This is a genomic window from Kordia sp., from assembly GCF_965283645.1.
Classification (GTDB): Bacteria; Bacteroidota; Bacteroidia; order Flavobacteriales; family Flavobacteriaceae; genus Kordia.
In genome coordinates this window covers 2,791,807-2,808,333 of sequence record NZ_CBDIPG010000001.1, presented here as the reverse complement: position 1 = coordinate 2,808,333, position 16,527 = coordinate 2,791,807, and the positions used below count along the sequence as shown (strand labels likewise).

Here is a 16,527-nt window from a genome sequence, read left to right as displayed (position 1 = left end):
TTTAAGTGTAACTGTATATTTTTTCATGGTTGTTAGGTTTTTAATACGGCCAAGTAACGTGTAGTGGTTTTGGCATCCACGGTAATTTTATGATTGAAAATGAAAATGGTGATTTTGTAAGCAAAATATCATACGCTCTTTTTTCTACGGTCAATTCCCAACGTTCTTCGGTTTCTCTCAAAATTCCTTCACGAACGAGCCAGTTTCCACGAAATCCGTTAATGGAAGTTTCGCCGATAGCGTCCCAATATCCGATAGCTGCTTTAATCAATCCGTCAATTAATTCTTTTTGATCATCTGTCATGTCAATGGAATTTTTTACTGGCGCATTGGGCGAAAGCCCTGATAATATTTTGTTTAATACCAATAAAGATTCTTCTGTTTGAGTCAATCCCGTTACGATATATTGGAAATAATGCACAGCGTTTTGTTGATCTTCCTCAGTTTTGAATTCGTTGTTTTCAAGAATTCCCAAACGATTCATAAGCATTAAAAAGTAATTGTTTAGCAATACCAATCCAGCGTTTGGAATTGCAATTCCTTCATCGGGAAGTGAAGTTTTTGGTGTATCCATAGATTTCTTTTTTTGAGTTTTATTTTGTGTTGTTGTTAGTTCTAATGCTTTTTTCTTGTTAGGAAACATGCTTGTAAATGTTACTTGAAGTGCACTCGGTAAACTTGTTTTAATCGATTGAATCGCTTTTACAAAATCATGTGTTTTCATGTTTTTTTTACCGCAAGTTTCCCATAAAAGTTCATTCCAAATATTTGTTTGTGTTAGTAAAGACCAATTTGAAATTTGCCACGCTTTCCACACTTTTTTACTAAGTACATCTTGTATTTCTTTTGTGGAAATTCCAGCAACCGCTATCGTTGCAATACATTTATACAATTTTAAAAGATCGGCAAGTTGTTTTTGCTGTAGTGGATATAGTTTTTGTAGCACTTCAATCAAGATTGAAAAACGAACCGTTTTGGCAAGTTTTGTCAATTGTGCGTCAGATATTTCCGAACGTCTACTCGTTTTTAAAACGAGTAGTGGTTGTTCCGAAACTAATGTGTTTACTAACGTTTCGTAGGTGTACGATTCCGTATGTTGAAACCATGCAGGAATTGCAAATTGCGTCATGAGATGTATGCTCAATGCTTCAATTTTTCCGTTTGCAACACAGTTTTCAATGGCTTTAGAAAGTGAAATTGTAACGTTTGTACCTGCAATTGCTTCAAAAATAGTATGATGCGAAATCAGTGCCGTTTTTAACACATTCGGAACCGACAATCGGTTGCGTTGTATATATTTTACAATGGTTAAAAGGTCTAATGTATCAACATTTGAAAGTTCATCAAAAGTTGTTTTTAATAACTTTTTAAGTTGTGTTTGTGTTGTTGATTGTGATTGAATACTTGCAATCGTTTCTTTCCAAAATAAGCTAGTTAAAGATGTAATAATTTGTGTGTTTCCAAAATGTTTTGCAATTACAAATAGCATATGAAACGCTTTGTAAATTTCTGTAGCAACGCTTGATAATCCTTTCGGAATTAATACAATAAAATCTTCAAACGTGATGGCGTTTTGCAATTGTTCACGCTGTTTTTTCGTATGAACAGTTTGTTGTAGAATACTTCTTATTTTCGCTGGAGAAGTTTCTAAACCAAGTGCAAATACTTCTGAAAATGTATAGGTTTTTTTACCAATAACAACAGTTGTGTTTCCTTCTTGGACTTCTTTTTGAATAATTTTAAATAGTGTAGCAGCTGTTATTTTTATTGGAGTTTCTAATGTAATTGTATTCGTTTCAGAAGGTTGAATCAATTCTGTTTTTACTGCTTTCAATGTTGAAAATGCTTGTGTTACAGTTGTTTCAAATAAGATGCTAAATCGTTGTGTATTTCCTTTGTACGAATGATAAGAAATTAAGGTTTTCCAGAAACAATCGTCTACTAATTTGTGTATTTCGGTATTGTTTAGATTTGGTTTTTCTTTCGAAATTTTTGCTAAAAAATTCGCAATCAATTCTTTACGCAAAGTCACTCCATTAGAAAGTAAATAACTAATAATTTTGTTTGCATGATTTTGATAATTAGAAAGTTGTATTTTTTTAGCGTGAATAATTTCAACTAATAATTCCACAACTTTTGCTGCTTTTTCATGTTGTTGAATGGCTTCTAAAACGATTTCTAAGGTTACTTCAACAGTTAAATTTTCTTGTCGGGCAGCTTTTTTTGCAACGTCTCTACTAGTTAATAAAGTCGTTTTTGCAGCTTCTTTTTGCGTTTTTTCAAGTGTATTAAATACACTTTTTTCAATCTGTATTTCTGAAAATACAACAGCAATATTTGCTTCAAATAATGCGCGGAATTTTTGCTCATTTCGGTTGTATGAATCGTAAATAACTAAAGTTTGCCAAAAACAATTTTCTATGATTGTTTGTATTTCAGTGTTGGAAAAGTTTGACTTCGCTTTGACAATTTCTTTTAAATATTTTGCAATCAACTCTTTGTATAATTGTATTCCTGTAGGAAGCAAATATGCAATAATTGTTTTCGTATGTTTTTGATAGTCTGAATGGTGTATTTTTTTAGTTCGAATGATTTCAGTTAACAATTCTGCAACTTTTTGTTGCTGATTACTTTCTTGTGTAGTTTCCAAAATGGTCTCTAAAACAGTTTTTTGAGAAAGTATCTTGTATTGTTGTTGAATCACCACAAATTCCTGCCTTGAAAATCCAATCGTTTTCATGTTTGGATGTTTCAATAACAACTGAATTGCTTCTTGAATTGCAGCACTATTTTGTGTCGTTTTTTCTTGTTGAATGTGTACAAGCAACTTCACAAAAAAGCGATCGATATTTTGTATATTTTCTTTCCAAATAACTGTAAAACTGGTTTCAAATAATACACGATTGATAGCACGAAGTGTATGTGCATGTTTTGGATTTTTAGTAATAATATCCAAAAGAATTTGTTGTGTTTTTTGTAAAAAAGTTGCAATGGTTGGATGTGTTTCTTTGAGAAAACGTTGCGTTCCGTACGTAGCAATTAAGGTGCTAATATGTGTAGTAACACGCGTTGTTTTTGATACTTTTATAATGGTATTCCAAAATTCTTTTGGTGCAATAATAATCCACTGTAAAACTTTGTTTTCAAGTGTATCTATTTCATTTTTAGAAAGTTGATTTGTGTTTAATGCTTCTGTATAACGCTCAATAATAGTTGTTAATTTTTCAAGATTGACTGTTTTTGAAGTTGTAACTTCTTGCTGAAATAAACTTTTTAACTTATTGTATAACGGAATAAATGCCGCTTTTTTAGTTGCTGTTTGCGTTGTAGCTGTTCCTAAGAAATGTGTTAGAATTGTAAATTTTGATTGGTGTTGTTTTTTGGCAATTTTTTCAATCACAAATGTTAGGAAATCGTGTGATGAAACAGCAATATTTTGATGCGTTACACAAAATTCAATTCCGAATGTATACAATTTTAAAGGTGTAATTTTTGCGCTTACTTCCGTTTTTAAATTTGTTAAAAAGTCAATTTGAGTCAATACATTTTTTGCTTGCGAAGGCGATAAGGCAATGAATAAATTTTCAATAGCCGCCGGAATCAAATCTTTTAATATTGCTTCCCAATGTGTTGGTTTTTGTTCAACATTTAATAGAATTTTTTGAAAACGCGCCGCATCTAATTTTGATAGGTTTATCACGAGTTCATTAAATTCATTTTTTTGTACCGAGTTACTTCTCGCGGAAGCGTTATTAAAATACGCATGTACTTTTCTCCAAAAATTTTCTTGCTGTTTTTGAGTTTTTACTTCTGTATATGATTTGTGATGCAATTCGTCAGATAATAATCTTAAAATTGCGATAAAGTCATTATTTATAATTGAATACTGTTTGTTTTTGTTGATAGCAGTTTCAATAAGCTCTACTAATATATCGTACGAAATATTGAAATGATTGGCAATTTGCACAATCGTACTACGTACAAAAGCAATTTTATTAAAAATGGTTCCTCTATCAACAAATAAATAGTTTAAAATCCATAACCATACGTTTTTCTTGAACGCTTGTGTACTTGTTTTGAGCACGTTTTCCTTTTCCTGAATTTTGACAAATTCTTCTGAAAAACTGATAATTTGCTGATGATTGTTAGGCTCTAATCCTGTGATAATTTTTTTGATCGTCTGTTCATCAAATTGCCATGCAATTCGCTTGCGAACGTCTAATTTTATTCCAATTTCTTGAATTAATTGGACAACTTCCAATCGATTGCTCATCAATTGTAAACTCATAATATGATTTGCAGAACCGTAACTTTCTTGATAATTCCAAGGCAATATTCCTTCCAAAAGAAACACCTTCAAAATGTTTAATTGCGCCATTGATGCATTCACTACTTCCAACATTTCATCACCGCTTTTCGGATACATTATCAATGAATACAACGCTTCGTATAAAGCATCTTTGAGACGAATTGGAAGTTCGCGTTCCATGTTTTCATATGTAATTGCACCAAGATCAATAGACAGTTTTTTAATCTTCATTGTTTGATCTGTTGGGCAAAAACGATCAAAAACTGTGTTGATAATGCGTTGCATTTTATACGTGCTCCATTTGCTAATGTACGTTTGCAATGCCGTAGCAAGTTGCTTGGAATCAAAAGCTGTTTTCCATTCACAACGCGTGACGATATGTGTTCCAGAACTATACATTGGCATACATTTTATACAGTTTATTTAGGTGAGAAGTAAGCTGTCCGGCAGTTGTTGTTGCTAATGTTGTATCATATTTTTTAGTTGTTCCATTGTACAAAAGTGCATTATGCCAATTTGAAAATAATGGAATTAAATCGTTCATGTCAATCGCGTTTATATAACTCGAATGTGTTGTAATGTGTAATGGCAATTGACTTTCCAGGAAATAGGAGAGACGTTGCTTGTATGTTGTTGCGTTGATTGATTCAATGAAATCGGGGAAATAGAATAATAGTGTATTGTCAAAAATTGAATTGTGAATTGTAGTACTAAATTCAGTTCCCCATGAAATTTGAACCGTATAAGTGTAGTTTGAAGTTCCAAGTGCATCAAATGTATCATTATCTAGCGTTGGCATATCAAAACTAGTTGACCAAACTGAAGCATCACTTATTAACGTGTTTACGTCATCAGAAGTCATGGTGCTCAATGCTGTTGTTTGCACAATAAACGCTACATAGGATAATGGATTTGTAGTGCTATAATATTCGGATCTACCATCTAAAGGATCAATTTCTTTTTTGATGTATATTTCAAAACTTGCCGATTGTAGTAAGATATTTGCCTCAATAGAAATCAAGCCTTTTCGTTCTGAAATTAGCCATAAAGCAATACTTTTTTGTAAACTTTCAACAGCTGTTAGATGTAAACTTTGTAAATAAAATCCTCTATCATAATAAAAATCAAAACTTTTATATGTTTGTAAATAATTGGTATAGTGTTGATTCAGTGCTAGAAGCAACTGTAACTTTAGAATAATTGTTGTATAATCAATACAATTTTGTGTAGTTATCTTTTGAGAAGTATCAATGTAACTACAGTTAAAAATAGTTTCACGATCGTTTGATTTTAGTATAATTTCTCTAAATAGTTGCAATGCTTTTGAAAGCGTTTTTGGGTTAACTTCTCCAATAACATCATTAATAGTTTCATCCGTAATTTCAGTAAGTTCGCCGTTCATAATTGCACTACCGATATAGTTGTATGCTTTGGCTTTGTTGTATGATAAAATGTCTAAATTTTGTAGATATACACTTTTAATAATCACACGATCTTTTAGGACATCACCAGAATATATTGTTCCGTAAATGATGGTATCAATTACCATTGGCGATTCGCCATGACGTGCCAACAAATGATTTAGCAAATCGTTTCTGCGGTTCAAATTTACCGTGTCTTCTTCTATGGCAACCAACAATCCGTACATATATGTGTTGTATGGATCTTCTTGGTATAACGTCCATTTTTTCTTCTCTAATTCATCTTCAGATTCGAATACAGGACCAAAATTAAACGTTGTATAATCTAACAATAACGGTTCAATATTTGGTACACTTCCATATAATGATTGATAAAAATATGTTGGAGAAAATACTTTAAATGGTGCTGGATATTTAGGATTTGCTTTTTGTTCTTTCGTTTTTGTTGCGTTGTAATTTTCTAAATCTGCTGGACTTCCCGTGGTTGAATTTTTGAACGAAAATAACTTGTCAATATTTGCCAATTGTGCAAATTGATTGCTCAACATTTGATCAAATACATTTAAAAATCCTTTCAATTGACGCGATTGTGCAATTTGGTACGCTGGTGTGTTTTTATTTACAGCATTTAAACCAACTCTATACGCTTCTGGAAATGTATGTTGAATTGCATAATAATTGGTAATATCTCTAAATTTACCTTTTGGCAACTTAGGCTCAATTACGACAGAAGTTACTTGGTTTACATTAGAAGAAAGCGGTTGCATATTGCCAAAATCGTCTACAAATGAATTGTTTACGTTTGAAAGAACTTGTACTTGATTTGCACTAATTAACGATGTTGTAGCGAATACTAAAATTTCATTTTCGTTACACGTTGCTGTATCTTCCTTCGTGCTATTATAATAAAAAGTAATGTTAGAAATTGATTGTACACCTTCAATATCATGAATCAATTTTGTAATTTCAAACGGTTGAATAGACTTTCTTTTTGGTTGTATACTTTCTGCAGGAATCCAGCCATTTTTTAAAATTGGACCATTAAAAATGTCGTTGGTACTTTCGTCTTCTTTTCGCAATGCATCATATCCTTTTTGGATAACATCAGGAAAAATATATTGGTTAATTTTTTGTGTAATTTCTGATAAAATATCTTGAGCACGATAACCCGATTCCAATTCTAAATCTCCCGTAATGGAATATGTTTTTTTGACTAAAATTGTGGGCATTAAAAACAATTCGCTTACGTTTCTAATGCTATTCAACACTGAAAATGTATCAAAAATTACTTCTACTTCAAAAGTTGATTTGTCATACACAGTAGGATCTTCATACTTTTCATCTAACAATAGATATACTTCATAAATTCCTTGTACAAACGAAAATGAAGTTGAAATTGGTTTAAAAACAATATTTTTTACGCCAGGAATTTGATCAATCACAACTTGTGTATAATCGTTAATTGTGATTGGTGCAGTTGTTAAAATATCTTTTGGTGCGTAAAACTGATTTTCTACCTGAAGCGTTCCATCTTTTTGCGTTAAAATGTCCTTCATTGGAAAATTTGCACAATACCCAAGTTCTGTAAATGCATAACACAATTGTTCCAAAATAGTCACACCAGGATCGCTCGGATTCAAATTTGTCCAAGCAGTACTACTGTGTTTTTGGATGTAGGCAAGTCCTTCCGCCTTTAGCGACTTGAAATCAAGTTCTAACGGAAGTTGCGAGTCTACTATGTGATTTTCTTCAATCATAAATGATAACTATAGGTAATAGTACTTTCGTTGGTTATATTGTTTAATGACGGAACAATTAACGCTCCGCTTGCTGGTGTAAATTCTTGTTTTGGTTCTTGATCTTCGCCATAACTAATAGTGCCTTTGGTAAAATTTTTTGAGCCAATTAGAAACGAAATTTTTGTCACTTCTATCACAGCATCAAAACTGTTGATAAATGCAGCTATTTGTGCTGTATTGACACCTTTATCAATAGTAATTTGCGCTTGCGCACTTGTAATCCAAGGTGATAAAAAGATATTAATGCCATCGTTTATTTCTTTGCGTACTGTTGTAATTTCATAGTTTGAATCAATAGTAATAGCCGCCGAAATTTTTACATATTGAAGTGTAAAATTTGAAACAACACTAGTTGTAAAAGCACTTATTCTAGTTTTTATATACTCTTGAATAGCGAGTTCGGTACATTCGCTTAGCAATGGTTCAAAAGCACTTGCAACAGTAGCATCTGAAACACGTTTTACGAGATATGTGATGACTTCTTTTGCCGTTTGATCGTAGCTAGTTTTAGAATAATATACTTCAGGAAATTCCAAACGAATTACATTGAAATAGTCTTCTGCCGTAACCAATCGGTCTTTGGTTTTTAATCGTGTGCTCACACGCGAATTCATCTGTTGTGTAGTTTCAGACGCTTTACCGCCAAATGATGGAAACGGTTGTACTGTTGCCGAAATTTCAGGAATAGCCGTAGCTGGACTCGAAATTATATTCGCTTTGAGTTGCGGTGCTTTTTCAGAAACATCCGAAGTATTTATAATTCTTTTAAGTGTAATTCCGTTGGTTTTTAAAAATGTTGTTTTTGCAAAACCATCCGGATTATTTGTTGTACCAATAGCAATCCAACTGTTGGAGCCTGGCATATTTTCATGTTTTGTTGTACAATCTTCTGGAATATTTACCGTAATAATTCCTGAACAGGAAAAATTATTTGTTCCGTTAGAAACAATCGGTAACACGTTCCAACCTGTGGTACTTAGGTATGAAAAAGTTACTATTTTTTCATCTAATGTGTGTTCGGTATATGTGCGCGCCAATTCAAAATAAAAAGATAGCTGCGCAGGCGCGATTACATTTTCAAGTTCTAAAAATAATTGCCCTTGCGAGGTGAAATTTGGTATCAACGGCAATGCTGTTAACGTTACTAAAGTTCCGTCTGCATGGCGTAATGGTGAGTTGCCAATTGTGGTGTCTTTTGCTGAAATTCCAGTTTCTGTATCATACACCTTATAGTTTAAGAATGGTGTGTAATAAAAACATTCCAACGGATATGCATTTTCACTATTTGAAAAATCACACGTTGCAGCAGCACTATAATTTCCTGTAATTTTATTTATGATTGGTGTAAAAGGTATATTTGGCGGATTTACCAATGCTTTATCACTTTTATGCGCAATCAAGTTTCCATTATACAACGCAATAGCGCCTACAACTTTTGCGTACAACGCTGTGCCAAATCCGTACGTTGGTTTAATCAATTGCATTTTTAAAAATCCAGTTTCGCTAGTGTCTGTAAGTTGTAATAGTGTTTTTTGAAGTGTTGGATCAACTTCTTCAATAGGAATATCTAATCCTGAAAAAGTGAAAGTTCTCGTAGGTGGAATTGCCGTATTTGTATCTTCAGAAGGGAAAAATAAATTTGCCGGATCAGAAGAAAGTATAGCATATTTTGTATTATTTTCTCCAATTTCGTCATGTGTAAAAACTTGCCACAAACCATTTTGTAATTCTGTGAAGTTTACACTAAAAGATGCATTTGAATATTGAAAAGGAGTAAGAATAATTATCTTTTTATCACCTTTTTTAAACAGGTTTTCAACTTTTTCTCCAATTTCAACAAACCACGATTTTTTCGTTGAAACGTCTTTTGAAGCCACCGTATTTTTTAAGGCGTTTAACTTTGTCGTTATCGTATTTTTTGCTTTGTCAACTTTTCTAAGTGCCGTATTTTTTGTACTTGTAATTTTCTCTGAATCCAAGGTTCCATTTTCAAAATTCATCAAAAGTTCCTCTAAAATCTTTTCAAGGTCTTCAATAAGTGCTTCAAAAATGCTTTTCATGTCTTTAAAAATGGTGCTTTCCGCTTCAATTAATTCGAGTATATCTTTAATTTTTGTATCAATAATTTTTTTTACTAAGGCAATTTCATTCGTTAATAAACCTTTAATAAGTGTTGTTTCTTTTTGCAGTAACTTCTTATAAAATGACTCTTGTGCAGTTAGTATTCTTTCAAATGTTGAAACAATAATTTTTAGAATTTCTGTTATTATTTTTTCTAAATATTTTTCATCAACAGGAAGCGTAGCATATTTATTTGTTAAATAATCATTATACTCTTTGTAATAAGAACCAAAGTCAAAACCAGCAGAAAATGGACTCCAAGTCAGTGTTAAGGATAGTGAACTGAATGGTTTACTGAAAACTTCATTGCTTCCCACCATAAAATTTTCGTTCACATTTGGTGATGGACCCAAAAACTGAAAAGGTTTTGTTGCATCTAACGCTCCAAAATCATTATACAATTGGAAATTTTGCAATTCTACTACATCAACATTAATTTTTATAGATGAAATTGTTGGTGCTGCAGCGGTTGTTTCATATGCTGAAAACGACATTTTAAACAATGGCCAATTGGAAGTATACTTATCAGGGTTTTTGGTAAACGCTGTAATTACAGGATCTGTATTCGCTAATGTAATTGTTAGTGTTGCAACATTATTTTCTATGCTAATTGTTCTTTTAGGAGTGAGAACTTTAAACCATGCATCAGCTGTACTCAAGTAAAAATCAGTATTGTTTTGTATAATGTCCGAATACGCATCGTTTGAAAGTGTTATTATTAGTGTTATTGTTCTGGTTTTCGCTTCCGCGAGATATAACAAAGGCGAACCAAATGCAAAACTCATATTTTGTGCTGTGCCTTTTGGTGTTTGTTGCGAGCCGAATGTATGCCATTGTTGTACAATGCCCGATTCGTCTTTGGTAACCACATTTACAGGTGGTAACTTGTCCAAATAAAGTTGTGTATTTGAAACATCATTTTTTCCAGTAGTTAATGTATATGCAGTTACAATTTTAGCAGGATTTAGCGAAGTTGCGTTTGTTGTTTCAAATAGAATTGGTTGTTTGTTTGCATCAACTCCTGCGGCAAATGCGATGTTTTTTTGAAGTCTGTAGGTATTTATTTTTTTTGTCAATTCGCAAGAAGCAAAAACGGTATCTGCAACCATACTTTTGGGGGTTTGCAATAAAATATCACGATAGTAAAAGTTTAAATGTGATGTTGCTAGTGAATTGAATTGTGTCTGATAAATTTTAAGCAAACTTGTAAATGTGCGCAGTAATAAGGTGTCTGGAAAATGTCCTGGAATTTCTTTGATGTTTTCCAATTCCGTATCTGCATACGAAATGCAATTGCTATAAAAAGAAAATACTTTTTTTCCTGTGTATTGTAATGCTGTAAAAACATCGTCAGCCGTTATGTTAGAAATATAAAAACATTTTTGAGTACTATTCGGATCGTCATCTTCACATGGAAATGTTGGCAATCCTAAAACGTTCCAATACGGCGTTTTTCCTTTGCTTTGTTTCCAAATTTTTTGATCATAGTTTTCAAAAGCAAACGTATTTACAGGCAATACATACGGAATAATAGTTTCTTTTGTCAATGCTTGCTGAAACTCCAATAATGACCAAAGTAACAAGCTGTATGTTTCTTTTACATTGTTAATAACATACGTTTTGAGATTGTATTCATAACTTGAATTCTTCATGAAATTCGTCCAACCTTCAATAGTTTGAAAAACGTTTGTAAGCTGTTCAAATAATTGATTAAATACATTAGAAAGAACGCTAGCTTCAACTGTTTTTTTCAGTAGTTGCTGTAATTGAATACAGGTATTTACAAACAATGTATATGCTTTTTTAAAAGATGTTTTTGCAATTGAAGCAACTAAAAAAACGGGATCTTTCAATAAAAAAGGTGACCAATTTCCATTAATCGTATTGTCTTGTTCATAAAAGTTAAACAACGAAGCAAAATCAACCAACATACGCAACTGATCCTTCTCTGATCGTCCGTCAATCAGATTGGATTTTGGAACTAGCGCTTGTTCTAGCGATAGCATTGCGTTATTTTGATCAATTGTACTCATTTATTTTTTTAAATTGGTTCCTTCTTTTATATAAAAAGGATACACATAATTGTGTCTTGTATTTGTTTTGTTGTACATGTAGTGAATGGTAATTTCTATGAGTCCAGTTTGCAAATCGCTAAACTCAACAACTACATCTACTACTTTAATTCTAGGTTCATTATCTAATAATGCCGATTTTACAGCGTCGCGTATTTCTCCTTGTAATGTTGGACGCATTTCTTTAAAGAAAAATCGTTGCAATCCGGCTCCAAATTGTGGTTCAAATGGACGTTCGCCAAATGTGGTTTGCATGATCAAATTGATCATTTCGTTGATGTTTTCTTCATATTTTGAAAGCTGTAGTTGGTAACTTCCTGATGAAAATTTCACCGGAAACGACCAACCTGAGCCTAAAAACTCTTTTTGTATGATTGTTTGTTTATCCACCGATCATTACTGTAAAACATCCTAAAACTATTGATCCGCCATGTGCGGTTGAATCGCCTATTCGAGCTGCTGGCATTCCGCCAATCATTACGGTTGCTGAACCTTTTACGATAGAATCTGGCGGGCCAACACAAGTAAGCATGTCTCCAACACGTGCGGCTGGTAGTTTACCAATTAATACAGTTGGTTCTCCAGGTCCGATAATGGGTCCGCCAACATGCGGAATAGGAGGAACTGCAGGCGTTTGCATTGGGCATTCGTGAAAATCGGTTAATCGTGCTGCTGGTGGCATAGTTTTTAATTTTTTAGTATTGAGGTGTTAGTAATTGGTATTGAGAAAAACACATACTGCTAACATTTATATTTATTATTTCATAGTGCTTCTCGATACAAAATTCTTTCATTTAGCTACGCTAAGTATTTTCAATCAAAATATATTTTGATATCATTAATACTCAAAGTGACGTTTGTTTTGTTTTTTTAGTATTGACTTGTTGGTATTGAGAATGGTCTCATATCTCATTACTCATTTCTAATATCTACTTTCTAATTAATCATCACCATTGCGCCTTTTATGGTAGTTTGTGTTCCGCCTTGTAAGGAAGCTGTCATGCTACCATTTGCGGAATATTCCATTTGTGCTGTTTCTTTTATATTCAGCCCTTTTATTTGTACATCGCCACCAGAAGATTCAATGTTTACACCTTGATTTCCTTTTAGGTTTAAATTCTGCGTTGCTTCAATAGTGATGTCTTTAGGACTTTTTATGGTAATTCCACTATCAGACATTACAATACTGTTACTGTTTTGATCTTTAATGGTAATACTTTTGTCTTCATCACTAAAAATCGCTGTGTTTTTGCCAGGTGTTTCTAGTGTTAGTATTTTTTTATCATCATCAAATTGAATATTGATTCCCGATTTTGATACAATCGCTTTGATGGTGTTTTTTTCATTCGGATCTAATCCTTCAAATGGCTTGTTGTTTGATGAACTGTACATACTTCCCAAAATGATCGGATATCTAGGATCTTCATTTAAAAACCCAACGACAACTTCGTCACCAACTTCAGGCATAAAAAATGCACCTGCGCCAGCTGTGGAGTAAAAATTGGTTAAACGCGCCCATAATCCTTCACCACTCGGATCAAATAATGGAATGTCTACCAATATTCTGTATTGACTATCTGGATCTTCATACATTTTTTTTACCGTTGCATTGAATAATCCTTGCGCTCCTGGCAACAATCCTGAAGCTGGCGGTGCCATGACATCAGGTTCTTCCGTAAACCAAACAGGCGATAAGCCAACTGAAACTTCTGTGATCCAGTTTCCATGTGCAATGACATGATGTACATTTGAAATGATGTGATCGCCATTGAAACGATCGCCCAAGCCAGCAAGCGTAATGTATTTTGCAGGATCAACTAAGTTGCTTCCTTGAAATTTTACATTCCCCTGAATTTTAGAATAGGCACTTTTTACCAACGCCGCTTTTGACCAATTTGTTAAGTCGGCACTTTGAATTGGCGCTGTACTTTGCAAGTCATAATCCGATAAGCCAACAACTTCCGAGAGCTTTTTAGAAGATAAATTTCCTGGACCTGCATAACTACTTTGCGCTTCTCCTGAGGCTGTTTTTTGTTGTGTATAATCCCAAGAAGTTGCTTTTGCCGATCCTAATTGTGTCACGGCATTTAATGCGGCATTAAATTCTAATAAGTTGTCTCCATACGTAATTGTTAATACAGACGATGTTTCCGCATCTGGTTCTGCCACTGCTACTTTCCCATTTAGCGCCGTCACAATCATTCCGTTAGTTTCCGCACGCGCCAATAGAAAATCCCAGTCTGTTGTATAGTATTGTACTTGTTCTGGCCATTCTGTTGTGGTTGCGGTAACACTTGCGGATAAACCACTATAATTTCCAATAATGGTACTCATGATGTCGCTATCTTTCTTTTTTGCGTAGGTAATACTTTTGCGTCCTACAACCATTTTTATTGCTTCATCACGACATTCTACAACTAATACAGAACCTTCTGCACCGTGAATTCGGATACTTTGTTTGGTAACAATTCCTTCAAAAATAGTTTCGTTTGTTGAATCGTATCCAGCTTCAATAGTAATTTTAGCACCAGGCACAAAAGTAGCAGACGAACTTGCTTCAAACGTTTCTGTTGCGGGACTTCCATCAATGATTGTAATTGTAGCTATTGGAATTCGGTTGACACCTTTTTCCACTTCAATAGATTGTACTTCCATGGTGTCAGGAATGGCACTTCCCGCAGCTTTAATTGTAAATGTGACCAATCCGCCACTTGTAATTTGTGTTGAACTCATTTATGTTGGCTTTATGATTGGAGGAAATAATAATTGTTGTCCTCCTTTTAACTGTCTAAACTTGTTTAAATCATTGTATTGTGCTACTTGCACATAATAGTAAGGTGTGTTCCAGACTTTTTCGGATAGTTGTGGCAAGCTTTCGCCGTCTACAACTTCTACCATGTGTGTGATGTCTGGAGAACTTTCGCTGTCTTCTTTTGTTCTTTTGTCAGCAGAGATATATTTTCCAAAACTCAAGGAAATTTTAGCTCTTAGCGGACTTCCATCAGGTTTGAATAGTGTATACGTAGTGTCGAATGATTTGAGAACACTGTAAAATACAAGATCACTTCCCCATTGGATTTTTACAAAATTTGGTCTATGAATTTCGCCGTTATAGGTATAAACAATGTCTTCTAAAGTTTGAATCTCTTTTGATAAATCGGTTCGTTTATTGTCTACAACTCCAGTACAATCAATTACAATATCAAAACTGAGATTGTCACTTGGTGTACTTTTGTATTTTTGAGACGTTGAACTCGTATCTATCGGTTGTTGTTCATTGTATTCAATGGTACGATTCCACTTTATAGATTCTGGATTAATCATTAGATTATATGGATCACCAGAGACAGGTTTTTTAAAATCCTCATCTTGGTAACCAGTTATTTTCATATATTCTAAAGCCATAATCGTAATTTATCGTTTATACTTTTCTTTTTTGTGACTTTCAGAAATCATACGTTTACAAGTTTCTAGCAATTCATTTTTTAATTGTGATAAATCTTGTTTTTGATGACTTGCTGTTGCACTTCTTGTTACAGATTGAATTTCTGTTTTGATCACTAATTCTCTAATTTCTATCGGCATAAATTCTTTGTTTATAAACCTGTTTGACGTAATAATTAATCGACAAAATGCTCAATAACTTTTCGATACTTAATTTAAATACCTGAAAATCAAATTTTTATTTTCTTTTTCTTTGCTCGCACAAAGAATACTGAATCAAGTTCAGCACAGGCTTCACAAAAGAAAGTGCACTTTTAGTTCGTAAGCTTTCTATTTTAAATTAATAAACTCATGAATCTTTGATTTCCAAGGCTTCAAAAATTTTTAACGAAAACCTCTTACTGTACTGCGGAAAAGATTCAACTCACTTTTTACATCAAACTATAGTTATTTATGTACTTGAACCGACATCGAAATAGTTGTATGCTAGTTCAATGGTTTCGATTAGAATTTCACTTTCTTGTGATTTTAAATCAGAAACCGCATATTTTACTGGATATGCGTTGTAAAACGTCCATTTTTTTAGCACTTTTCCTTCGTTGTCAAGTAAATCAACTGAAACATCTTTTGTTTGAATTGCTGTTGCTAAACCGTCATCAATAGTGCTTGAACACCATGTTATTAGTTTTGATCCTGTTGGAATAATGGCTCTTTTGAGCACTAAATTTTGGCTCGAGCTTACGTTGGGCAATCGATATTTGAATCGATTTTCACCGCCACTAGTAATTTCTTCTATGCCAAGATCTTTACTGATTCCAGATACTTCTTTGAATGCGGCATCTTCACCTTCAAACGAAAGTGAAAAGTAAAATCCAACAGGATAATCAGTATTAGCCATTCGTAATGATTAGTTGTTCGTGTGCTATTTCTAACGTGTCTACTGCAACTTCATTTCCATCAGATTTTAAGTCGGTACTTGTAATTTTTGTTGGCCAGGCATTGTTTAGTTGCCATTGCATGGTTACTTTTCCGCTTTCATCTAATAGTTTGATAAGTACAGTTCTTCTTTTGATAGTGTTCATTGAAATTTCTGCATGCCAATCCCAAAAGGTATTATCATTTACAAAGACACCACGTTTCATCGTTATGTTTCCATATTTTACAATACCGGGCATTTTTTCGGTAGAGAATAATGGGCTATTACTTTTTCGGTATTCAATGATTTGATTTTCTACGTCCATTCCAGATACTTCTTGAAATGCAACTCCTTTAAGTTCAGTTCCTAAATCTACTTCAAATCGGAACTTTGGCATGGGCCATGTTGCGCCTTCCTTGCTTCCATCGTCAGCCATAATGTTATA

At 33.4% G+C, this 16,527-nt stretch carries 10 protein-coding genes; all 10 read right to left on the bottom strand.

All coding sequences use genetic code 11. The features are described 5' to 3' along the window. Positions 1 to 40: 40 nt before the first annotated feature. Complete coding sequence (locus ACQ654_RS12395; protein WP_430410651.1) at positions 41 to 4,708, bottom strand: contractile injection system tape measure protein; 4,668 nt, start codon at positions 4,706 to 4,708, stop codon at positions 41 to 43. After that, positions 4,701 to 7,487 carry a hypothetical protein gene (locus tag ACQ654_RS12390; RefSeq protein WP_430410650.1) on the bottom strand — a complete coding sequence of 929 codons (2,787 nt, stop codon included), beginning with the start codon at positions 7,485 to 7,487 and terminating at the stop codon, positions 4,701 to 4,703. The genes ACQ654_RS12395 and ACQ654_RS12390 overlap by 8 nt, the downstream gene beginning before the upstream one ends. Next, positions 7,484 to 11,683 carry a hypothetical protein gene (locus ACQ654_RS12385; RefSeq protein WP_430410649.1) on the bottom strand — a complete coding sequence of 1,400 codons (4,200 nt, stop codon included), beginning with the start codon at positions 11,681 to 11,683 and terminating at the stop codon, positions 7,484 to 7,486. The genes ACQ654_RS12390 and ACQ654_RS12385 overlap by 4 nt, the downstream gene beginning before the upstream one ends. Next, complete coding sequence (locus tag ACQ654_RS12380) at positions 11,684 to 12,112, bottom strand: GPW/gp25 family protein (protein ID WP_430410648.1); 429 nt, start codon at positions 12,110 to 12,112, stop codon at positions 11,684 to 11,686. Then, entirely contained in the window at positions 12,105 to 12,404 is a 300-nt protein-coding gene (locus tag ACQ654_RS12375; protein WP_430410647.1) for a PAAR domain-containing protein, read from the bottom strand. The genes ACQ654_RS12380 and ACQ654_RS12375 overlap by 8 nt, the downstream gene beginning before the upstream one ends. Positions 12,405 to 12,658: 254 nt before the next feature. After that, the gene (gene vgrG / locus ACQ654_RS12370) at positions 12,659 to 14,455 is read right to left on the bottom strand and encodes a type VI secretion system tip protein VgrG (protein ID WP_430410646.1); all 1,797 of its coding nucleotides are present in this window, start codon (positions 14,453 to 14,455) and stop codon (positions 12,659 to 12,661) included. Beyond that, positions 14,456 to 15,127: a hypothetical protein gene (locus ACQ654_RS12365; protein ID WP_430410645.1), complete on the bottom strand. Its 672-nt coding sequence runs from the start codon at positions 15,125 to 15,127 to the stop codon at positions 14,456 to 14,458. A gap of 9 nt (positions 15,128 to 15,136) precedes the next feature. Beyond that, a complete protein-coding gene (locus tag ACQ654_RS12360; protein ID WP_430410644.1) occupies positions 15,137 to 15,307 on the bottom strand; it encodes a DUF5908 family protein in 171 nt (56 codons plus the stop codon). A gap of 310 nt (positions 15,308 to 15,617) precedes the next feature. Continuing rightward, complete coding sequence (locus ACQ654_RS12355; RefSeq protein WP_430410643.1) at positions 15,618 to 16,064, bottom strand: phage tail protein; 447 nt, start codon at positions 16,062 to 16,064, stop codon at positions 15,618 to 15,620. After that, positions 16,057 to 16,518 carry a phage tail protein gene (locus tag ACQ654_RS12350; protein ID WP_430410642.1) on the bottom strand — a complete coding sequence of 154 codons (462 nt, stop codon included), beginning with the start codon at positions 16,516 to 16,518 and terminating at the stop codon, positions 16,057 to 16,059. Before ACQ654_RS12350 ends, ACQ654_RS12355 begins: the two co-directional genes overlap by 8 nt. Between the last annotated feature and the right edge of the window lie 9 nt (positions 16,519 to 16,527).

What these genes read in the sequence shown, in the direction of transcription:
- ACQ654_RS12355 (WP_430410643.1), bottom strand. Translation starts at nt 16,064, where the DNA reads ATGGCTAATACTGATTATCCTGTTGGATTTTACTTTTCACTTTCGTTT.
- ACQ654_RS12360 (WP_430410644.1), bottom strand. Translation starts at nt 15,307, where the DNA reads ATGCCGATAGAAATTAGAGAATTAGTGATCAAAACAGAAATTCAATCT.
- ACQ654_RS12385 (WP_430410649.1), bottom strand. Translation starts at nt 11,683, where the DNA reads ATGAGTACAATTGATCAAAATAACGCAATGCTATCGCTAGAACAAGCG.
- ACQ654_RS12375 (WP_430410647.1), bottom strand. Translation starts at nt 12,404, where the DNA reads ATGCCACCAGCAGCACGATTAACCGATTTTCACGAATGCCCAATGCAA.
- vgrG (WP_430410646.1), bottom strand. Translation starts at nt 14,455, where the DNA reads ATGAGTTCAACACAAATTACAAGTGGCGGATTGGTCACATTTACAATT.
- ACQ654_RS12390 (WP_430410650.1), bottom strand. Translation starts at nt 7,487, where the DNA reads ATGATTGAAGAAAATCACATAGTAGACTCGCAACTTCCGTTAGAACTT.
- ACQ654_RS12365 (WP_430410645.1), bottom strand. Translation starts at nt 15,127, where the DNA reads ATGGCTTTAGAATATATGAAAATAACTGGTTACCAAGATGAGGATTTT.
- ACQ654_RS12350 (WP_430410642.1), bottom strand. Translation starts at nt 16,518, where the DNA reads ATGGCTGACGATGGAAGCAAGGAAGGCGCAACATGGCCCATGCCAAAG.
- ACQ654_RS12395 (WP_430410651.1), bottom strand. Translation starts at nt 4,708, where the DNA reads ATGTATAGTTCTGGAACACATATCGTCACGCGTTGTGAATGGAAAACA.